Here is a 16,852-nt window from a genome sequence, read left to right on the forward strand (position 1 = left end):
TCTTCTGCCTGTCGAAACAGGCTTCGATATCGTCTTGCGAGTGCCCACACAGATTGTCTGATAAATTGTTAAAGAGCAGTGCGTTAGCAACACTTGGTTGGTAACGCGAGGTGCGCATATTACGCTTTCCTCATTCAGAGTCAACATTTAATTTCGTTGAATTTCTCTGTTCTCTTTGCCGGTCACTTAACTACTTGATTCGTTGTGTGCCGTCTCGATGGATGCGCATTATAGGGAGTCGAATTTTTTGCACAACTCTTTTTTCGTGTTTTTTTCCTGTTTGAATACTTTTCACTCCTTACGTGCAGATCTTGGCCGATCCGCTGTATTTTCACGGCGATCCCCGTGCTCAATTGGTTGTAATTCCATCAGCAAAGGCTAGTATTGCCGGTAAAGTACTTTCTTATAAAGAGGCTATTATTATGTCCGATGCTATTCGCCCCTATCTTCATTACTTACCTACGCTAGGTGCACGCGTCATGATCGATAGATCCAGTGTGATCATTGGTAATGTTGTTTTGGGTGATGATGTCAGTGTCTGGCCGCTAGTCGCCATTCGGGGTGATGTCAATCAGGTGAGTATTGGCGCACGTTCTAATATTCAAGATGGCAGCGTGTTACATGTTACTCATCACTCGGAACATAATCCCGAGGGAAACCCGCTGATTATTGGTGAAGATGTGACCGTCGGGCATAAAGCCATGCTTCACGGTTGTACTATTGGCAATCGGGTATTAGTAGGGATGGGTTCTATCATACTAGATGGCGCGGTTATAGAAGATGATGTAATGATTGGAGCGGGTAGTTTGGTTTCCCCTGGCAAGCGATTGGTTAGTGGTCACCTTTATATGGGTAGCCCTGCCAAGCAAGTCCGCCCTTTAACACCTGCTGAATTAGAAGGCCTGCTTTATTCTGCGGGTAACTATGTGCGCTGGAAAGATGACTATTTAGCAGAAACTAAATAGAGGTTAATTTCTGATGCAGGGAATGAGCCATGTCTCCCCTGCATTGTTCCATATCTTTCTATTTAGCTAGCTCATCGCGCAACTGATTTAATACAGGGGTAATTTCAGGCATGACGCCATGCCATAACTGAAAAGCATGCGCCGCTTGCCCCACCAACATACCTAAACCATCGGCATAGCTCGTCGCCCCCAACCCCGTGCTCCACGCTAAAAATGGCGTAGTATCAGCTTGATAGAACATATCGTAACAGCGAGTTTGTGGGCTAATAATATCCATCGGCAAGTTTGGCACTTCTCCATGAATACCCGAAGCTGTCGCATTGATGATTAAATCAAACGACTGCCCACTCAGATCTTGCATCTCAATAGCATCTATATCCCCTAAATGGTGGAATACTTCTGCAAGTTGCTGCGCGCGAGCATAAGTCCGGTTAGTGATAACGACCTTGCAGCCATATGAAAGTAAAGGAAGGATCACACCTCTAGCCGCCCCTCCAGCACCCACCAATAAAATACGATCTGTCGTCTGGACCAGATGCTGTCGTTCAAGATCACTGAGTAAACCAATACCATCAGTATTGTCACCCAACAAACGCCCGTCTTTTAATTGCTTAATCGTATTAACGGCTCCCGCTAGCGACGCACGATCAGTCAATTCGTCACACTTCGCGTGAGCACGTTCTTTAAACGGTGTCGTTATATTTGCACCTATCGCCCCACCAGCAAAAAAAGACGTTAATGTCTCTTCAAAGGTTTCATTCGGGGCCAAAACCATACCGTAGCAATGTTCGATACCGGTTTGCTCGGCAAAGAGCGCATGGATCCTTGGCGATTTACTGTGCCCAATAGGGTTACCAAACACTGCGAACTTCTGATCCATGCTATTTCCTATCCTTGACGAAATTGTTTGCCGGTTAGTGCATCTCTGATTTCAGATGGATTCAAACGCCCGCCAACCAAACCATCCAGCACTGGCAGAGAAGAGCCAAATTGCACTCTGACTTCTTCCGTTGTGCGACATGGTTCTTGACCACTTAAATTAGCGCTGGTTGAAACCAAAGGTTTGCCATATTGGGAACAGAGTTGCTGTACAAGTGGGTGATCGCTCACTCTCACTGCCAATGAATCAAAACTGCCCGTTAGCCAGCGCGGTGTCTCAGGGCGCGCGGGGATGACCCAAGTTACCGGCCCAGGCCAAAAGGAAAAAATAGCCTCTCGCTGGGTATCAGTGAGTGCCGTGTCATCCACATACGGCTTTAACTGCTCATAATTGGCAGCAATGAGGATAAGTCCCTTCTGCCATGGCCGTTGTTTTAATGCTAATAAAGCATTTACTGCTTTTTCACTATCAGGATCACAGCCTAAACCAAAAACGGCTTCTGTCGGATAGGCAATAACTTCTTCTTGTTGCAATGCCCGCAACACATCCGACAAAGCGGATCTATTCTCATTTCTACTCACGTTGTTATTACTCACTGACGACTGCCTTCCCACATAACTTACTGGCGCAAAAACGTTTTACGCCTTGTGCTGTTCTCTTTTCCATTAACAATGGATAGTGGCAATAAACACACTCTCCCGCAATGGGTTGCTGATTAATAGTAAACTGGCAATCGGGGTAACGATTGCAGGCATGGAAGACTTTTCCAAACCGAGATTTGCGCTGTAGCAATTTTCCTTGCCCACACTGTGGGCAGTCGATCGATGTTTCGTCAGGTTTATCAATGACTTCGGTATGATCACATTGTGGATATTGGCTACAACCAATAAACATACCAAAACGCCCTTGCCGTAATACCATATCCGAACCGCATTCAGGGCAATGCTGCCCTTCCAGAACTTTCACGATATGACCATCAGATTGCGCTTTCAATGGGCGCATGTACTGGCAACCTGGATAATGTGAGCAACCAAGGAATGGGCCATGACCGCCGCTGCGAATGACTAACGCCGATCCGCACTCCGGACACGACCCATTATCCTTGGCAGGAACTATTTTTGTCATAACGCCTTCTATCTATAAAGTTATTTACCCGTGATATTACCACTTAGTGCAAATAACCTTCATTGACTTCAAAAAGTAACTCTTCCATCTGTTGATAAGCGCTTTCATAACCCGGAATGTTAAATAGCACCATCAGCACAACCCACTTGAGATCCTCCAGATCAATCTCATTCGAGTCCAATGCCATAATACGGTCAATAACCATCTCACGGGTATCAAGGTGTAATACCTGAATTTGTTCAAGAAACAGGATAAAACCACGGCAAGTGGCATCCAGGCGTTGGGACTCTTCTGCCGTATAAATACGCAGTGCTTGCGGATCAGCAGCATAGAGGTAAGGTGTTTTCTGCCCTTCTTGTAGGTCAGCCAGAGCCTCTAACCAGTTCAGGGCGTTGTTGATATCCTCACGATAGAAACCCGCTTGTGCAAGATCGTCAGTAATCTTGTCTTGATCAACAAGCATTTCCGACTCGTTATGCATATAAGTTTCAAATAAGTAAATTAGAACGTCGAACATGGCCTGCCATCCTTAATCGGACATAGCCGCCGGGTACAGCTGCGATCCACCCTGCTAACTCCAGCTCGAGCAATTTGCTGACGATATCTGGCACAGGTTGGCCGGCGCGTTCGGCGACGACATCAACGGGTGTCACCTCATCTCCTACGTTAGCCAACACCTCGGCAAATGGCAATTCAACTTGCTCTTCGGATGAAGAAATAATTACTTTCTCGGGTAATGATATCCATTGCAGCGAGCCACCGACCTGTTCGGCGACCTCACGGGCAGACCTGGCCAGGTAAGCTCCCTGCTGAATCAACCAATGAACGCCTTCACTGGTTGCACTGCCCAATGGCCCCGGTATGGCGAACACATCTCGCCCCTGTTCCATAGCATAGCGGGCAGTAATTAAAGAGCCACTTTTCAGTGTAGCTTCAACCACCAATACAGCAGAGCTTAACCCACTGATAATACGATTTCTTCTGGGAAAATGAGTGGCAACAGGTAATGCTGTTGTCAGAAACTCTGATACCAAAACACCACCTTGGAGTTCAATTTCGCGCGCTAATTGGCTGTGACGACGTGGGTATATGTTTTCCAGACCGCTACCTAATACCGCAATAGTTTTTCCTTTAGAATTTAAAGCCGCCTTATGGCATATCCCGTCAATCCCCATAGCCAGGCCACTGGTGATAACTAACCCCGTAAGAGCCAGTTCTGAAGCAAAATGTCGCCCCCAATGTTCGCCATAATGACTAAAATGACGACTCCCCACCATGGCAACTTGTGGTCGATAAAGAACATCAAGTTCGCCAGCGGCAAAAATGACCAATGGAGGGGAGGAAATATGAGTCAAACGCGGCGGATAACCTGGCTCGCCATAAGCCAGTAAGTGATGAGAGGGGTGATCCAGCCAGGTTAGGGTAGCATCAATATAGTGAGGCTCCACCTGAGTAAATTGCTGACATTGCTGCGGTTCTAACCCGTAGGCAGCTAATCTCCCGAGGTGAACATCACCACTGGCGAGTAATCTCCTGACCAAGGCACTGCTTTTTATTGTTCCAAGCCCTTTGACCTGGCCCATCCTGAGCCATAATTCTGCCGCTAACATATCATCTCCATGGCTTACTGCCTAAGATTGCGCCGATTTGTTCAATTGGTAGACGATGCTGTCAATCAGAGCCGGAAATGTCTAGAATAAGGATTGAATATCATTCACTACTCGGACGCAGATCTAGATATTTATGTCAGTATTACAAGTATTACATTACCCAGACGAGCGGCTGCGCAAAATTGCAGCGCCGGTAAAAGAAGTCAATGGTGAAATCCAGCGTATCGTGGACGACATGTTCGAAACGATGTACGCAGAGGAAGGTATTGGCCTTGCTGCAACACAAGTGGATGTTCACCTGCAAATTATTGTCATTGATGTTTCGGAAAATCGTGACCAGCGTTTAGTGTTGATTAACCCTGAACTGTTGGAAAAAAGCGGTGAAACCGGCATTGAAGAAGGTTGCTTATCCATTCCTGAGCAACGTGCATTGGTTCCTCGAGCTGAAAAAGTCAAAATCAGAGCATTAGATCGTGACGGCAAACCGTTCGAGCTAGAAGCTGATGATTTGTTGGCAATTTGCATTCAGCATGAAATGGACCACTTGGTTGGTAAACTGTTTGTGGACTATTTATCACCACTGAAACGTCAGCGCATCCGCCAAAAGCTGGAGAAAATGGCCAAGCTGAATGCTCGTGCCAACTAACCCCTTTTAATTCAGGAAACCAATGTGTCTGATTCTTTGCGGATTATTTTTGCCGGAACTCCTGACTTTGCAGCGCGCCATTTAAGCGCGCTGTTATCATCTCAACATCAGATTGTGGGGGTTTTCACTCAACCAGACCGCCCGGCTGGCCGAGGGAATAAACTCACTCCAAGTCCGGTTAAAGTCTTAGCCGAACAACATAATATTCCCATTTTTCAGCCAAAATCTTTACGGCCAGAAGAGAATCAGCACCTGGTTGCCGATCTTAACGCGGATATTATGGTGGTGGTCGCCTACGGCTTAATTCTCCCAGCATCTGTTTTGACCATGCCACGATTAGGTTGTATTAATGTCCATGGTTCTCTGCTGCCGCGCTGGCGCGGTGCTGCACCAATCCAACGTTCATTATGGGCAGGTGATGTAAAAACCGGTGTGACAATCATGCAAATGGATGTCGGGCTAGATACCGGTGATATGTTGCATAAAATTGAGTGTGATATTCAGCCAGAAGATACCAGTGCAACGCTCTACGATAAGTTGGCGCAGCTCGGCCCTCAGGGTTTGTTGGTAACATTACAACAGCTGGCCGAAGGCACTGCACAGCCCGAAGTTCAAGATGAAGCGCAAGTTACCTACGCAGAAAAACTTAGCAAAGAGGAAGCCAAATTAGATTGGTCACTTTCTGCTGTCCAGTTAGAGCGTTGTATTCGTGCTTTCAATCCTTGGCCAGTCAGCTATTTCGTTGTTGATGAACAACCTGTCAAAGTTTGGCAAGCACAAGTGCTCGCAACTGTTGATCATGCAGCACCTGGGACAATCATTCATGCCGATAAGCATGGCATTCAAGTTGCAACCGCTGATGGTGTTTTGAATATCACGCAACTGCAACCAGCCGGGAAGAAAGCCATGTCTGCTGCTGACTTGTTAAATTCACGGCGCGAATGGTTTACACCCGGTAGTCGGCTAGCATAATAGCCCAGTAGCTACAGCTATATACATCGCCCGATACTTCATCATCGGGCCACTTTCCTTTTATTTGCTGACGTTTGTCGGCTTTTTTGGTTATGAAAAACACATATAATCTCCGCAGCATCGCTGCTAAAGCAATTAGCCAGGTATTGGATCAGGGGCAATCGCTCAGTACCGTTTTGCCTGGGCTACATAAAAACATTTCCGATAAAGATCGCGCATTGTTGCAGGAGTTGTGTTTTGGCACTTTGCGTGTCCTCCCACAGCTAGAGTGGTGTATCCAACAGTTAATGGCACGCCCAATGACTGGCAAACAGCGTGTTTTTCATTATCTGATTATGGTTGGGCTTTATCAGCTGATATACACACGAATTCCACCTCATGCGGCGCTGGCGGAGACTGTCGAAGGTGCAACTGCACTCAAACGCCCGCAGTTAAAAGGGCTAATCAATGGCGTGCTGCGTCAATTCCAGCGCCAACAAGTGGAATTACTGGAACGGGCTGCAAATAACGATAGTCACTATCTCCATCCAAGCTGGTTATTGGCACGAATTAAGCGGGCCTATCCTGATAACTGGCAACAGATCCTGGATGCAAATAACCAGAAACCACCCATGTGGCTACGCGTAAGCCGACTACACCATTCACGCAGTGAATATCTTGAGCTATTGAAGCAAGCCAATATTGATGCCCTGCCTCATGACTTTTACCCTGACGCTGTTCGCCTTATCACACCTTGCGCTGTCAGTGATCTCCCTGGCTTTGAACTTGGCTGGGTAACGGTGCAAGATGCATCGGCACAAGGCTGTGTTGATCTGCTTGATCCACAAAATGGTGAGCAGATCCTCGATTTGTGTGCCGCTCCGGGGGGGAAAACAACTCATATTCTGGAAGCTGCGCCAAAGGCCCATGTATTAGCTGTCGATATAGATGAGCAGCGCCTCAGCCGGGTTAAAGAAAACTTACAACGCCTTAAATTGCATGCCGACGTGCGAGTCGGCGATGGCCGAACGCCAGATGAATGGTGTGGTAATCAACAATTCGACCGAATCCTGTTAGATGCCCCTTGCTCCGCAACCGGCGTTATTCGCCGACACCCAGACATCAAATGGTTGCGCCGAGACAGTGATATCGCCGAGTTGGCCCAGCTCCAATCTGAGATAATTGAAGCTATCTGGCCTAAACTGAAAAAAGGTGGCGTAATGGTTTATGCTACCTGCTCAATATTGCCCGAAGAGAATCAGCAGCAGATCGCCACTTTCCTGCAACGCCACGGTGAAGCAGAATTGGTCGAAACCGGTACAGCTTCAGCACCTGGCAGGCAAAACTTGCCACATCCTGAGGATGGTGATGGTTTTTATTATGCAAAGTTGATCAAGAGATAGCCGTGGCCTTTGCTGCCTCAAACCTAATTTCAGTGTGAAACAGAGAACGCTATGAAAATAATTATTCTTGGGGCGGGGCAAGTTGGCGGTACCCTGGCAGAAAATCTGGTGGGTGAGAACAACGATATTACCGTAGTGGATGTCGATTCCGGCCGGTTACGCCAGTTGCAAGATAAATTTGATCTGCGAGTCGTGCAAGGCCATGGTTCGCACCCGCGAATTTTACGAGAAGCCGGGGCCGAAGATGCCGATATGTTGGTTGCCGTAACGAATTCAGATGAAACCAATATGGTTGCCTGCCAAATAGCTTACTCGCTATTTAACACGCCAAATCGCATAGCTCGCATTCGTTCAGCTGAATATATTCGTGAAGCAGATAAACTGTTTCTACCGGAAGCGGTTCCTATTGACCATTTAATATCACCCGAACAACTAGTTATAGATTACATCTATAAACTAATCGAATATCCAGGCGCGTTGCAGGTAGTCAATTTTGCTGAAGGTAAAGTCAGTATTGCTGCGGTCAAGGCCTATTACGGCGGGCCATTAGTCGGCAATGCATTATCATCTTTACGTGAACATATGCCGCATATTGATACCCGAGTCGCGGCTATATTTCGTCAAGACCGGCCAATCCGCCCACAAGGTTCTACAATTATTGAAGCTGGTGATGAAGTTTTCTTTGTTGCCGCCTCGCAGCATATCCGGGCCGTAATGAGTGAACTGCAACGGCTGGAAAAACCCTATAAGCGCATCATGATTGTCGGCGGTGGGAACGTTGGGGCAGGCCTGGCGCTACGATTAGAAAAAGACTATAGCGTAAAATTAATCGAGCGGGATCAGCAACGCGCTGCCGAATTAGCAGAAATGCTGCACGATACAATCGTATTTTATGGCGATGCATCAGATCAGGAATTATTGGCAGAAGAGCATATTGAACAGGTTGATGTTTTTATTGCCATTACTAATGATGATGAAGCTAATATTATGTCCGCCATGCTCGCAAAACGCATGGGTGCTAAAAAGGCAATGGTATTAATCCAGCGTAGTGCATATGTCGATCTGGTTCAGGGAAGTGTTATTGATATTGTTATATCACCACAACAAGCCACTATTTCCGCACTATTAGGTCACGTACGTAAAGCCGATATCGTTAGCGTGTCATCATTAAGACGCGGTGTTGCAGAAGCGATAGAAGCCATTGCGCATGGTGATGAAACCACATCAAAAGTAGTAGGCCGCATGGTCGAAGATATAAAACTGCCACCGGGGACAACTATTGGGGCAATTGTTCGTGGTGACGAAGTTATCATTGCTAATGGGAACTCGGTTATTAAACAGGGGGATCATGTTGTGATGTTTATTACCCACAAAAAATTTGTCCCTGATGTGGAGCGGTTGTTCCAACCTAGTCCATTCTTCTTGTAATCAAAGACGATTAAATTAAAACTATTCCGATAGAGAATAAAAAAGTTTCCTATAATTATGGCTGTATTCCGTTTTATTTAGCTAAAATTAAGTCGTTCATTTTAAAGGGGGTGTTGGTTATGAGTTTTATGAAGGAATTTCGTGAATTTGCCATGCGTGGCAATGTGGTCGACCTGGCTGTCGGGGTAATTATTGGTGCTGCATTTGGCAGAATTGTTTCTTCACTTGTTGCCGATATCATAATGCCACCATTAGGTTTATTACTCGGTGGGGTCGATTTCAAACAATTCCATTTCGTATTACGTGCCGCCGAAGGAAATATCCCTGCCGTTGTAATGAATTACGGTAGCTTTATTCAAAGTGTTTTTGATTTTGTCATCGTTGCGCTAGCTATTTTCTCTGCCGTTAAACTGATGAATAAATTACGCCGTGAAAAAGCGGAAGAACCTGCAGCATCGCCAGCACCAACAACAGAAGAAAAACTGCTCGCAGAGATTCGTGATTTACTGAAAGCACAACAGCCAAAATAACTACAGCCTTATTTAACGTCAAAAGCCATCAAGTGATGGCTTTTTTATTAGTTTCAAATCGAGAAGGCCAGTGGTAATAAATCGATTGATTGCTTACCACTGGCCTCCCAGTTACCACCTTTTGCGTGTTTTTCTTTACGCTGATAGCTTCCTTTACCTTTAACATTCTTTTCAATACGTTGTCTGAAAAGAGGATCATGGAGTAGAGCTTCCAGCGCGTTGTCCTTAATTTTTCCTTTGTTATGCCGATATGTCGTCATAGAAGTGCCTCACTAATGAAAATATTGATTAAAAATCCCACGAATAATACCGCTTGCGTGAACTGATTAAAACTATCCATTTAAAAGATTTAATTCCTATCTAACTCGTCAGCAGCTCCCTGTTCCAACGCCTCTAAAATTGAGCAATAAGTCGTGGCATGCGTGCTACCACAGCATGCATCACTAAGCCGTTGTAGTGAGTCCCGCATTCTTTTTAGCTCTGTAATTTTACTTTCTACATCGAGTAAGCGGGAATCTACAATAGCCTTCGATTCCTGGCAGGTATGATGTTCAGGATCGACGCGGATCGACAATAATTCGGCAATCGTTTCTAATGTAAAACCAAGTTGCTTTGCATAACGGATAAACCGCAAACGCTGTAAATCTTGTTCGGTGTAAAGCCTGTAGCCACCTTCAGTCCGTTCACCATGATCCATCATTCCCTGTTTTTCATAATAGCGAATAGTATCTGGCGTTACGTCAGCAAGTTTAGCGATCTGCCCAATCTTTAACATTCGTCATTCCTCTTTAGACAGTTTATATGTCACTTTATGCTGATATTCTTTATGCAGAAAATCCGTGCTAAGACCTGCCTGCTTCAACCTTAGCTCTAATAAAACCAATCGTTTATGTAACTCCCCATAGTCATTATGCTGCTTGTCGAGATGTGATAATAAATCAGTGATAGTGAGTGCTTCCTGCCTATCCTGCAATTCTGGGGGAAGGTATCCCGCATTCTTCAGTAATCTGTATCCGGCTCTTAGCTCAGCGGGAACGAAGGTATCATCATCGAGTATTAATGGTTGACCATACCCAGGTAAATTATCGAGTTCGCCTTTTTCTTGAGCACTGATAATGTGTCTTTCAGCCCATTCGTCAATCAATCCCATATCCCCTCCTAAAGATCAGAGTACACAAAGTGGAGTGGTAGTTAAGATTAATGGATTGGCAGATAAATAATAAGAGGAAAGAGGAAAGATACGAGGGGTAGATATCTATCTTGCTGAATTCTGGACGTAAAAAAACCGGGCAAGCCCGGTTTTTTTACGCGTTTACAGATTACTCTGCAGCAACTACTTCTGCTTGCGATGCAGCACGATCAACTAACTCGATGTAAGCCATCGGTGCGTTGTCGCCTGCACGGAAGCCACACTTCAGAATGCGAGTGTAACCACCGGCGCGGCTCGCGAAACGCGGGCCTAGCTCGTTAAACAGTTTTGCCACGATCTCGTTATCACGAGTGCGGGCGAATGCCAGACGACGATTAGCTACGCTGTCGGTCTTGGCAAGAGTAATCAGCGGCTCAACAACGCGACGCAGCTCTTTCGCTTTCGGCAGGGTCGTCTTGATTATCTCATGACGAACCAAAGAGCCGGCCATGTTACGGAACATAGCCTGGCGATGGCTGCTGTTACGGTTCAGTTGACGACCACTCTTACGATGGCGCATGACCTTATCCTTCTCAGTAAAACCTTAACCTGTGATCCGGTTACTCGTTATCAGCAATGCTAGCCGGTGGCCAATTTTCTAGGCGCATGCCTAAAGAAAGACCACGTGATGCGAGCACGTCTTTAATCTCAGTAAGAGATTTTTTACCCAGGTTAGGCGTTTTCAGCAACTCAACCTCGGTACGCTGTACCAGATCACCGATGTAGTGGATAGCTTCTGCCTTGAGGCAGTTAGCAGAGCGGACAGTCAATTCCAGATCGTCAACAGGGCGCAGCAGGATCGGATCAAACTCTGGCTTCTCTTCTTTAACTTCCGGCTGACGTACATCACGTAGGTCAACGAAAGCTTCAAGCTGTTCAGCCAAGATAGTTGCCGCACGGCGGATCGCCTCTTCAGGATCGATCGTACCATTGGTTTCCATCTCGATAACCAACTTGTCCAGGTCGGTACGCTGTTCTACACGCGCTGCTTCAACATTGTAGGCAATACGCTCTACAGGGCTATAGCATGCGTCTACTAACAGACGACCAATCGGGCGCTCATCTTCTTCCGAATGAATTCGGGCAGAAGCCGGCACATAACCCCGACCACGTTGAACTTTGATACGCATACTAATAGATGCGTTCTCATCGGTCAGGTGGCAGATAACGTGCTGCGGCTTGACGATTTCGACATCACCATCATGGGTGATATCGGCTGCAGTCACAGGGCCAATGCCAGACTTATTCAGGGTAAGAATAACTTCATCTTTACCCTGAACTCTCACCGCCAGCCCTTTCAGGTTGAGCAGGATCTCCAGGATATCTTCCTGTACGCCTTCTTTGGTGCTGTACTCATGCAGTACACCATCAATCTCAACCTCGGTCACCGCGCAACCCGGCATAGATGAAAGCAGAATACGGCGCAGTGCGTTGCCGAGAGTATGGCCAAAGCCACGCTCTAACGGCTCAAGGGTCACCTTGGCGTGCGTCGAACTGACTTGCTCGATATCTACCAGGCGCGGTTTTAGAAACTCTGTCACAGAACCCTGCATTGTGTCCTCTCTTTGGTACTAAGCTTTACTTGGAGTAAAGCTCGACGATCAGGTGTTCGTTAATGTCCGCAGACAGATCAGTACGTTCAGGAATACGTTTGAACACACCTTCCATCTTAACAGCATCAACTTCCAGCCAAGTCGGCTTTTCACGCTGCTCAGCCAGCTCCAAAGCTGCCTTAACACGAGACTGCTTTTTAGCTTTCTCACGGATGCTGACTACGTCATTCGGAGATACCTGATAAGAAGCGATGTTAACAACGCGACCATTTACCATGATAGCTTTATGACTAACCAGCTGACGTGATTCAGCACGAGTTGCGCCAAAGCCCATACGGTAAACTACGTTATCCAGACGGCCTTCCAGCAATTGCAACAGGTTTGCACCTGTGTTGCCTTTAAGACGTGCTGCTTCTTTATAGTAGTTACGGAATTGACGTTCTAGAACACCATAGATACGGCGAACTTTTTGTTTCTCACGTAACTGCACACCGTAGTCAGACAGACGCGGTTTACGCGCACCGTGCTGGCCAGGTGGTTGTTCAATCTTACACTTGGTGTCAATCGCGCGAACGCCAGACTTAAGGAACAGGTCTGTGCCCTCACGACGGCTCAGCTTGAGCTTAGGACCCAAATATCTTGCCATTTTCTCTCTCCAACAAACCTAAAAGCAGCGTTATACGCGGCGCTTTTTCGGCGGACGACAACCGTTATGAGGGATCGGAGTCACATCAGTAATATTAGTGATGCGGAAACCAGCCGCGTTTAACGCACGGATAGTAGACTCACGGCCCGGACCAGGTCCTTTAACCATAACTTCCAGATTCTTGATACCGTATTCTTTCACTGCGTCAGCGCAGCGCTCTGCTGCAACTTGCGCTGCAAACGGAGTAGACTTACGAGATCCACGGAAACCGGAACCACCTGCTGTTGCCCAACCCAATGCGTTACCTTGACGATCTGTAATGGTAACGATGGTGTTGTTGAAAGAAGCATGGATATGAGCCACACCGTCAGAGACTGTCTTTCTTACACGCTTGCGTGCACGAATAGGTGCCTTTGCCATTATTCAATCACCCCGATTATTTCTTGATCGGTTTACGCGGACCCTTACGGGTACGTGCGTTGGTCTTAGTACGCTGACCGCGAACTGGTAGACCACGACGATGACGCAAACCACGATAAGTCCCAAGGTCCATCAGACGCTTGATGCTCAGGGTCACCTCACGACGCAGATCACCTTCTACAACGTACTTGGCAACTTCGTCACGCAGCTTCTCGATTTGCTCTTCAGACAGCTCACTGATCTTAACATGTTCAGCAATACCCGCAGCGACACAGATAGCCTGTGAACGGGTCTTACCGATGCCGTAGATCGCAGTTAAAGCGATAACGGTATGTTTCTGATCAGGAATGTTAATGCCTGCTATACGGGCCACTATGCACTCCTACTATTTTATACAGCAATACCATTCTGAAAAGCCCGTTTTCAGGATACTCAAATAGCATTGCAGTCACATACAAAAGATTGGCTGGCTAATCTAGCCAGCTCAACCCAACTTTGCAAGAAAAATATGCAAGATAAATCAGCCTTGACGCTGTTTATGCTTTGGTTCGGCACTGCAGATTACGCGAACGACACCGTTACGCTTAACAATTTTGCAGTTACGACATAATTTCTTGACGGAAGCACGAACTTTCATTTTTACTCTCCGTAACTTCTCAAACATCCCTGAATTAGCGGTTATAGCCTTTCAGGTTTGCTTTCTTCAATGCAGACTCATATTGACTAGACATCATCAGAGTTTGCACTTGAGCCATAAAGTCCATGATGACCACCACTACGATAAGTAGGGAGGTACCACCAAAGTAAAATGGTACTTTCATCGCGTCACGCATGAACTCCGGGATCAGGCAGATGAAAGTAATATACATCGCACCAATTAAGGTTAGACGCGTCATTACTTTATCGATGTACTTCGCCGTTTGCTCTCCCGGACGAATTCCTGGCACGAATGCACCGGACTTCTTCAGGTTATCTGCTGTTTCACGCGGGTTAAACACCAACGCCGTGTAGAAGAAACAGAAGAAGATGATTGCAGACGCATAGAGTAACACATAAAGCGGCTGTCCCGGCTGCAAATACATCGAAATAGTCGTCAGCCAGTTCCAGCCTGTCCCACCCCCAAACCATGATGCAATCGTGGCAGGGAACAGAATTATGCTGGAAGCAAAGATTGCAGGGATAACCCCCGCCATATTCACTTTCAACGGTAAGTGTGTGCTCTGTGCTGCATAAACACGACGACCTTGTTGACGTTTAGCATAGTTAACGACAATACGACGCTGACCACGTTCAATGAAAACAACGAAGAAGGTTACTGCAAACACTAATACTGCAACCAACAGCAACAGGAGGAAGTGCAGGTCGCCTTGCCGAGCTTGCTCGATGGTATGGGCTATTGCAGGTGGAAGACCGGCAACAATACCAGCAAAGATTATGATTGAAATACCGTTACCGATACCACGCTCAGTAATCTGTTCGCCAAGCCACATCAAGAACATAGTCCCTGTGACCAAGCTAACAACAGCGGTAAAATAGAAGGCAAAGCCTGGATTGATTACCAGACCTTGCATCCCAGGCATATTCGGTAGACCGGTAGCAATACCGATCGATTGGAATATAGCCAATACCAACGTGCCATAGCGGGTATACTGACTAATCTTACGACGGCCAGCCTCCCCTTCTTTCTTTATTTCTGCTAACGCTGGATGAACCACCGTCAGCAGTTGGATAATAATCGACGCCGAAATATACGGCATGATACCCAAGGCAAAGATAGAAGCACGACTGAGAGCACCACCAGAGAACATGTTAAACATTTCAATGATGGTCCCTCTCTGCTGCTCGAGCAATTTAGCAAGCACAGTGGCATCGATACCAGGAATCGGAATAAAAGAGCCGATACGGAAAACAATAAGCGCACCGATAACAAACAAAAGTCTGCGCTTCAGTTCGCCTAATCCGCCTTTAGCACTTTGAAAATCTAATCCTGGTTGCTTAGCCATCTGCTACTTATTCCTCAATTTTACCGCCAGCAGCTTCGATAGCAGCACGAGCGCCTTTGGTGACACGCAGACCACGAAGAGTTACCGCACGACCGATTTCGCCAGAAAGCATAACTTTCGCGAACTCAATCTGGGTACCAACAACGTTAGCGGCTTTCAGCGTGTTCAGGTCGATTACGTCGCCTTCCACTAAAGCCAGTTCAGACAGACGAACTTCTGCCGTGATCATAGCTTTGCGAGAGGTGAAGCCGAATTTCGGCAAACGACGATATAAAGGCATCTGACCACCTTCAAAACCACGACGTACGCCACCACCAGAACGTGAGTTCTGACCTTTGTGACCACGACCAGCAGTTTTACCCAGGCCAGAACCGATACCACGACCTACACGCTTCGGCGCATGCTTGGCACCTTCAGCCGGAGACAGAGTATTTAAACGCATCTGTTACTCCTCAACTTTAACCATGTAGGAAACCAAGTTGACCATACCACGTACAGCAGGAGTATCCTCACGCTCTACAGTATGACCAATACGACGCAGACCTAAACCGATCAGAGTTGCCTTATGTTTTGGCAAACGACCGATACTGCTTTTTGTTTGAGTTACTTTAATAGTCTTTGCCATGGTTATTTCCCTAGAATTTCTTCGACGGACTTACCACGCTTAGCAGCGACCATTTCTGGGGATTTCATATCTTCTAAAGCAGCGATAGTTGCACGAACCACGTTGATCGGGTTAGTAGAACCATATGCTTTAGCTAAAACGTTATGAACCCCTGCAACTTCTAAGACGGCGCGCATTGCACCACCGGCGATGATACCGGTACCTTCAGAAGCTGGTTGCATGAATACACGGGAACCTGTGTGAGCACCTTTAACAGGGTGCTGCAGAGTACCGTTATCCAAAGCAACATTAATCATAGCGCGACGGGCTTTTTCCATCGCTTTCTGGATCGCTGCCGGAACTTCGCGTGCTTTGCCGTAGCCAAAACCAACGCGACCGTTACCATCACCAACTACTGTCAGTGCGGTAAAGCTGAAAATACGGCCACCTTTTACGGTTTTAGATACGCGGTTTACCGCGATCAGCTTTTCCTGCAGTTCGCCAGCTTGTTTTTCGATGTGAGACATCTTACACCTCTACCTTAGAACTGAAGGCCAGCTTCACGGGCAGCATCTGCCAGTGCCTGGACTCGACCATGATATTGGAAACCGGAACGGTCAAAGGATACTTTCGTGATCCCTTTTTCCAATGCGCGCTCTGCAACAGCTTTACCTACAGCTGCGGCGGCATCTTTGTTGCCGGCGTACTTCAATTGCTCATTGATAGCTTTTTCTACAGTAGAAGCTGCTACCAAAATTTCAGAACCGTTTGGTGCGATAACCTGCGCGTAAATATGGCGTGGGGTACGATGTACCACCAGGCGAGTCGCACCCAGTTCTTTGAGCTTGCGGCGTGCGCGGGTCGCACGACGGATACGAGCTGCTTTCTTATCCATAGTG

At 46.9% G+C, this 16,852-nt stretch carries 25 protein-coding genes; 6 read left to right on the top strand and 19 right to left on the bottom strand.

Annotation, left to right across the window (positions count from 1 at the left end):
- The first annotated feature begins 422 nt into the window (after nucleotides 1–422).
- A complete protein-coding gene (locus HU019_RS04365; protein WP_174847909.1) occupies nucleotides 423–965 on the top strand; it encodes a gamma carbonic anhydrase family protein in 543 nt (180 codons plus the stop codon).
- Nucleotides 966–1,023: 58 nt separating this feature from the next.
- Here HU019_RS04365 and aroE read toward each other — a convergent pair whose 3' ends face one another.
- The 5 genes from aroE to dprA are packed head-to-tail and all read right to left on the bottom strand — an operon-like array spanning nucleotide 1,024 to nucleotide 4,580.
- Nucleotides 1,024–1,845 carry a shikimate dehydrogenase gene (aroE, locus tag HU019_RS04370; protein WP_174847910.1) on the bottom strand — a complete coding sequence of 274 codons (822 nt, stop codon included), beginning with the start codon at nucleotides 1,843–1,845 and terminating at the stop codon, nucleotides 1,024–1,026.
- Between the two features lie 8 nt (nucleotides 1,846–1,853).
- Nucleotides 1,854–2,426: an L-threonylcarbamoyladenylate synthase type 1 TsaC gene (tsaC, locus tag HU019_RS04375; protein WP_174847965.1), complete on the bottom strand. Its 573-nt coding sequence runs from the start codon at nucleotides 2,424–2,426 to the stop codon at nucleotides 1,854–1,856.
- A gap of 7 nt (nucleotides 2,427–2,433) precedes the next feature.
- Nucleotides 2,434–2,970: a DNA topoisomerase family protein gene (locus tag HU019_RS04380; RefSeq protein ID WP_174847911.1), complete on the bottom strand. Its 537-nt coding sequence runs from the start codon at nucleotides 2,968–2,970 to the stop codon at nucleotides 2,434–2,436.
- Between the two features lie 43 nt (nucleotides 2,971–3,013).
- On the bottom strand, nucleotides 3,014–3,487 hold the full coding sequence (locus HU019_RS04385) for a DUF494 family protein (RefSeq protein ID WP_174847912.1): 474 nt from the start codon (nucleotides 3,485–3,487) through the stop codon (nucleotides 3,014–3,016).
- Complete coding sequence (dprA, locus tag HU019_RS04390; RefSeq protein WP_174847913.1) at nucleotides 3,459–4,580, bottom strand: DNA-protecting protein DprA; 1,122 nt, start codon at nucleotides 4,578–4,580, stop codon at nucleotides 3,459–3,461. Before dprA ends, HU019_RS04385 begins: the two co-directional genes overlap by 29 nt.
- 133 nt (nucleotides 4,581–4,713) lie before the next feature.
- Here dprA and def point away from each other — a divergent pair, with 133 nt between their 5' ends.
- From def to mscL, 5 genes are all read left to right on the top strand, one after another.
- Entirely contained in the window at nucleotides 4,714–5,226 is a 513-nt protein-coding gene (gene def, locus HU019_RS04395; protein WP_004709217.1) for a peptide deformylase, read from the top strand.
- A 24-nt stretch (nucleotides 5,227–5,250) separates the two neighbouring features.
- Entirely contained in the window at nucleotides 5,251–6,198 is a 948-nt protein-coding gene (fmt, locus tag HU019_RS04400) for a methionyl-tRNA formyltransferase (RefSeq protein WP_174847914.1), read from the top strand.
- Between the two features lie 92 nt (nucleotides 6,199–6,290).
- Nucleotides 6,291–7,580 (top strand): 16S rRNA (cytosine(967)-C(5))-methyltransferase RsmB, encoded by a 1,290-nt coding sequence (gene rsmB / locus HU019_RS04405; RefSeq protein ID WP_174847915.1) that lies wholly within the window; start codon nucleotides 6,291–6,293, stop codon nucleotides 7,578–7,580.
- Between the two features lie 51 nt (nucleotides 7,581–7,631).
- Entirely contained in the window at nucleotides 7,632–9,008 is a 1,377-nt protein-coding gene (trkA, locus tag HU019_RS04410; RefSeq protein ID WP_005166392.1) for a Trk system potassium transporter TrkA, read from the top strand.
- 119 nt (nucleotides 9,009–9,127) lie between these two features.
- On the top strand, nucleotides 9,128–9,538 hold the full coding sequence (gene mscL / locus HU019_RS04415; protein WP_174847916.1) for a large-conductance mechanosensitive channel protein MscL: 411 nt from the start codon (nucleotides 9,128–9,130) through the stop codon (nucleotides 9,536–9,538).
- Between the two features lie 53 nt (nucleotides 9,539–9,591).
- Here the strand turns inward: mscL and HU019_RS04420 are convergent, their stop codons facing one another.
- The 14 genes from HU019_RS04420 to rplR all read right to left on the bottom strand — a co-directional run bounded on the left by HU019_RS04420 (nucleotide 9,592) and on the right by rplR (nucleotide 16,848).
- On the bottom strand, nucleotides 9,592–9,798 hold the full coding sequence (locus HU019_RS04420) for an alternative ribosome-rescue factor A (RefSeq protein ID WP_174847917.1): 207 nt from the start codon (nucleotides 9,796–9,798) through the stop codon (nucleotides 9,592–9,594).
- A gap of 89 nt (nucleotides 9,799–9,887) precedes the next feature.
- Nucleotides 9,888–10,313, bottom strand: coding sequence for a Zn(2+)-responsive transcriptional regulator (gene zntR, locus HU019_RS04425; RefSeq protein WP_174847918.1), 426 nt, complete (start codon nucleotides 10,311–10,313; stop codon nucleotides 9,888–9,890).
- A gap of 3 nt (nucleotides 10,314–10,316) precedes the next feature.
- On the bottom strand, nucleotides 10,317–10,688 hold the full coding sequence (locus tag HU019_RS04430) for a DnaJ family domain-containing protein (RefSeq protein ID WP_174847919.1): 372 nt from the start codon (nucleotides 10,686–10,688) through the stop codon (nucleotides 10,317–10,319).
- Between the two features lie 169 nt (nucleotides 10,689–10,857).
- Nucleotides 10,858–11,247, bottom strand: coding sequence for a 50S ribosomal protein L17 (gene rplQ, locus HU019_RS04435; RefSeq protein WP_004391407.1), 390 nt, complete (start codon nucleotides 11,245–11,247; stop codon nucleotides 10,858–10,860).
- A 40-nt stretch (nucleotides 11,248–11,287) separates the two neighbouring features.
- Nucleotides 11,288–12,280: a DNA-directed RNA polymerase subunit alpha gene (locus HU019_RS04440; protein ID WP_004709232.1), complete on the bottom strand. Its 993-nt coding sequence runs from the start codon at nucleotides 12,278–12,280 to the stop codon at nucleotides 11,288–11,290.
- Nucleotides 12,281–12,305: 25 nt separating this feature from the next.
- Nucleotides 12,306–12,926 carry a 30S ribosomal protein S4 gene (gene rpsD, locus HU019_RS04445; RefSeq protein WP_002218949.1) on the bottom strand — a complete coding sequence of 207 codons (621 nt, stop codon included), beginning with the start codon at nucleotides 12,924–12,926 and terminating at the stop codon, nucleotides 12,306–12,308.
- A 30-nt stretch (nucleotides 12,927–12,956) separates the two neighbouring features.
- Nucleotides 12,957–13,346 carry a 30S ribosomal protein S11 gene (rpsK, locus tag HU019_RS04450; protein WP_004709234.1) on the bottom strand — a complete coding sequence of 130 codons (390 nt, stop codon included), beginning with the start codon at nucleotides 13,344–13,346 and terminating at the stop codon, nucleotides 12,957–12,959.
- 16 nt (nucleotides 13,347–13,362) lie between these two features.
- Complete coding sequence (gene rpsM / locus HU019_RS04455) at nucleotides 13,363–13,719, bottom strand: 30S ribosomal protein S13 (RefSeq protein ID WP_050076776.1); 357 nt, start codon at nucleotides 13,717–13,719, stop codon at nucleotides 13,363–13,365.
- A 147-nt stretch (nucleotides 13,720–13,866) separates the two neighbouring features.
- Complete coding sequence (rpmJ, locus tag HU019_RS04460; protein ID WP_002227352.1) at nucleotides 13,867–13,983, bottom strand: 50S ribosomal protein L36; 117 nt, start codon at nucleotides 13,981–13,983, stop codon at nucleotides 13,867–13,869.
- A 34-nt stretch (nucleotides 13,984–14,017) separates the two neighbouring features.
- Nucleotides 14,018–15,349 (bottom strand): preprotein translocase subunit SecY, encoded by a 1,332-nt coding sequence (secY, locus tag HU019_RS04465; RefSeq protein WP_002213344.1) that lies wholly within the window; start codon nucleotides 15,347–15,349, stop codon nucleotides 14,018–14,020.
- Nucleotides 15,350–15,356: 7 nt separating this feature from the next.
- Nucleotides 15,357–15,791, bottom strand: coding sequence for a 50S ribosomal protein L15 (gene rplO, locus HU019_RS04470; protein WP_174847920.1), 435 nt, complete (start codon nucleotides 15,789–15,791; stop codon nucleotides 15,357–15,359).
- A 3-nt stretch (nucleotides 15,792–15,794) separates the two neighbouring features.
- Nucleotides 15,795–15,974 carry a 50S ribosomal protein L30 gene (rpmD, locus tag HU019_RS04475; RefSeq protein ID WP_002213339.1) on the bottom strand — a complete coding sequence of 60 codons (180 nt, stop codon included), beginning with the start codon at nucleotides 15,972–15,974 and terminating at the stop codon, nucleotides 15,795–15,797.
- Nucleotides 15,975–15,976: 2 nt separating this feature from the next.
- Nucleotides 15,977–16,480, bottom strand: coding sequence for a 30S ribosomal protein S5 (gene rpsE / locus HU019_RS04480; RefSeq protein ID WP_004391412.1), 504 nt, complete (start codon nucleotides 16,478–16,480; stop codon nucleotides 15,977–15,979).
- 14 nt (nucleotides 16,481–16,494) lie between these two features.
- Nucleotides 16,495–16,848 (bottom strand): 50S ribosomal protein L18, encoded by a 354-nt coding sequence (rplR, locus tag HU019_RS04485; RefSeq protein ID WP_004391413.1) that lies wholly within the window; start codon nucleotides 16,846–16,848, stop codon nucleotides 16,495–16,497.
- Nucleotides 16,849–16,852: the final 4 nt, after the last annotated feature.

It is taken from the genome of Yersinia artesiana, from assembly GCF_902726545.1.
GTDB classification, from domain to species: Bacteria; Pseudomonadota; Gammaproteobacteria; order Enterobacterales; family Enterobacteriaceae; genus Yersinia; species Yersinia artesiana.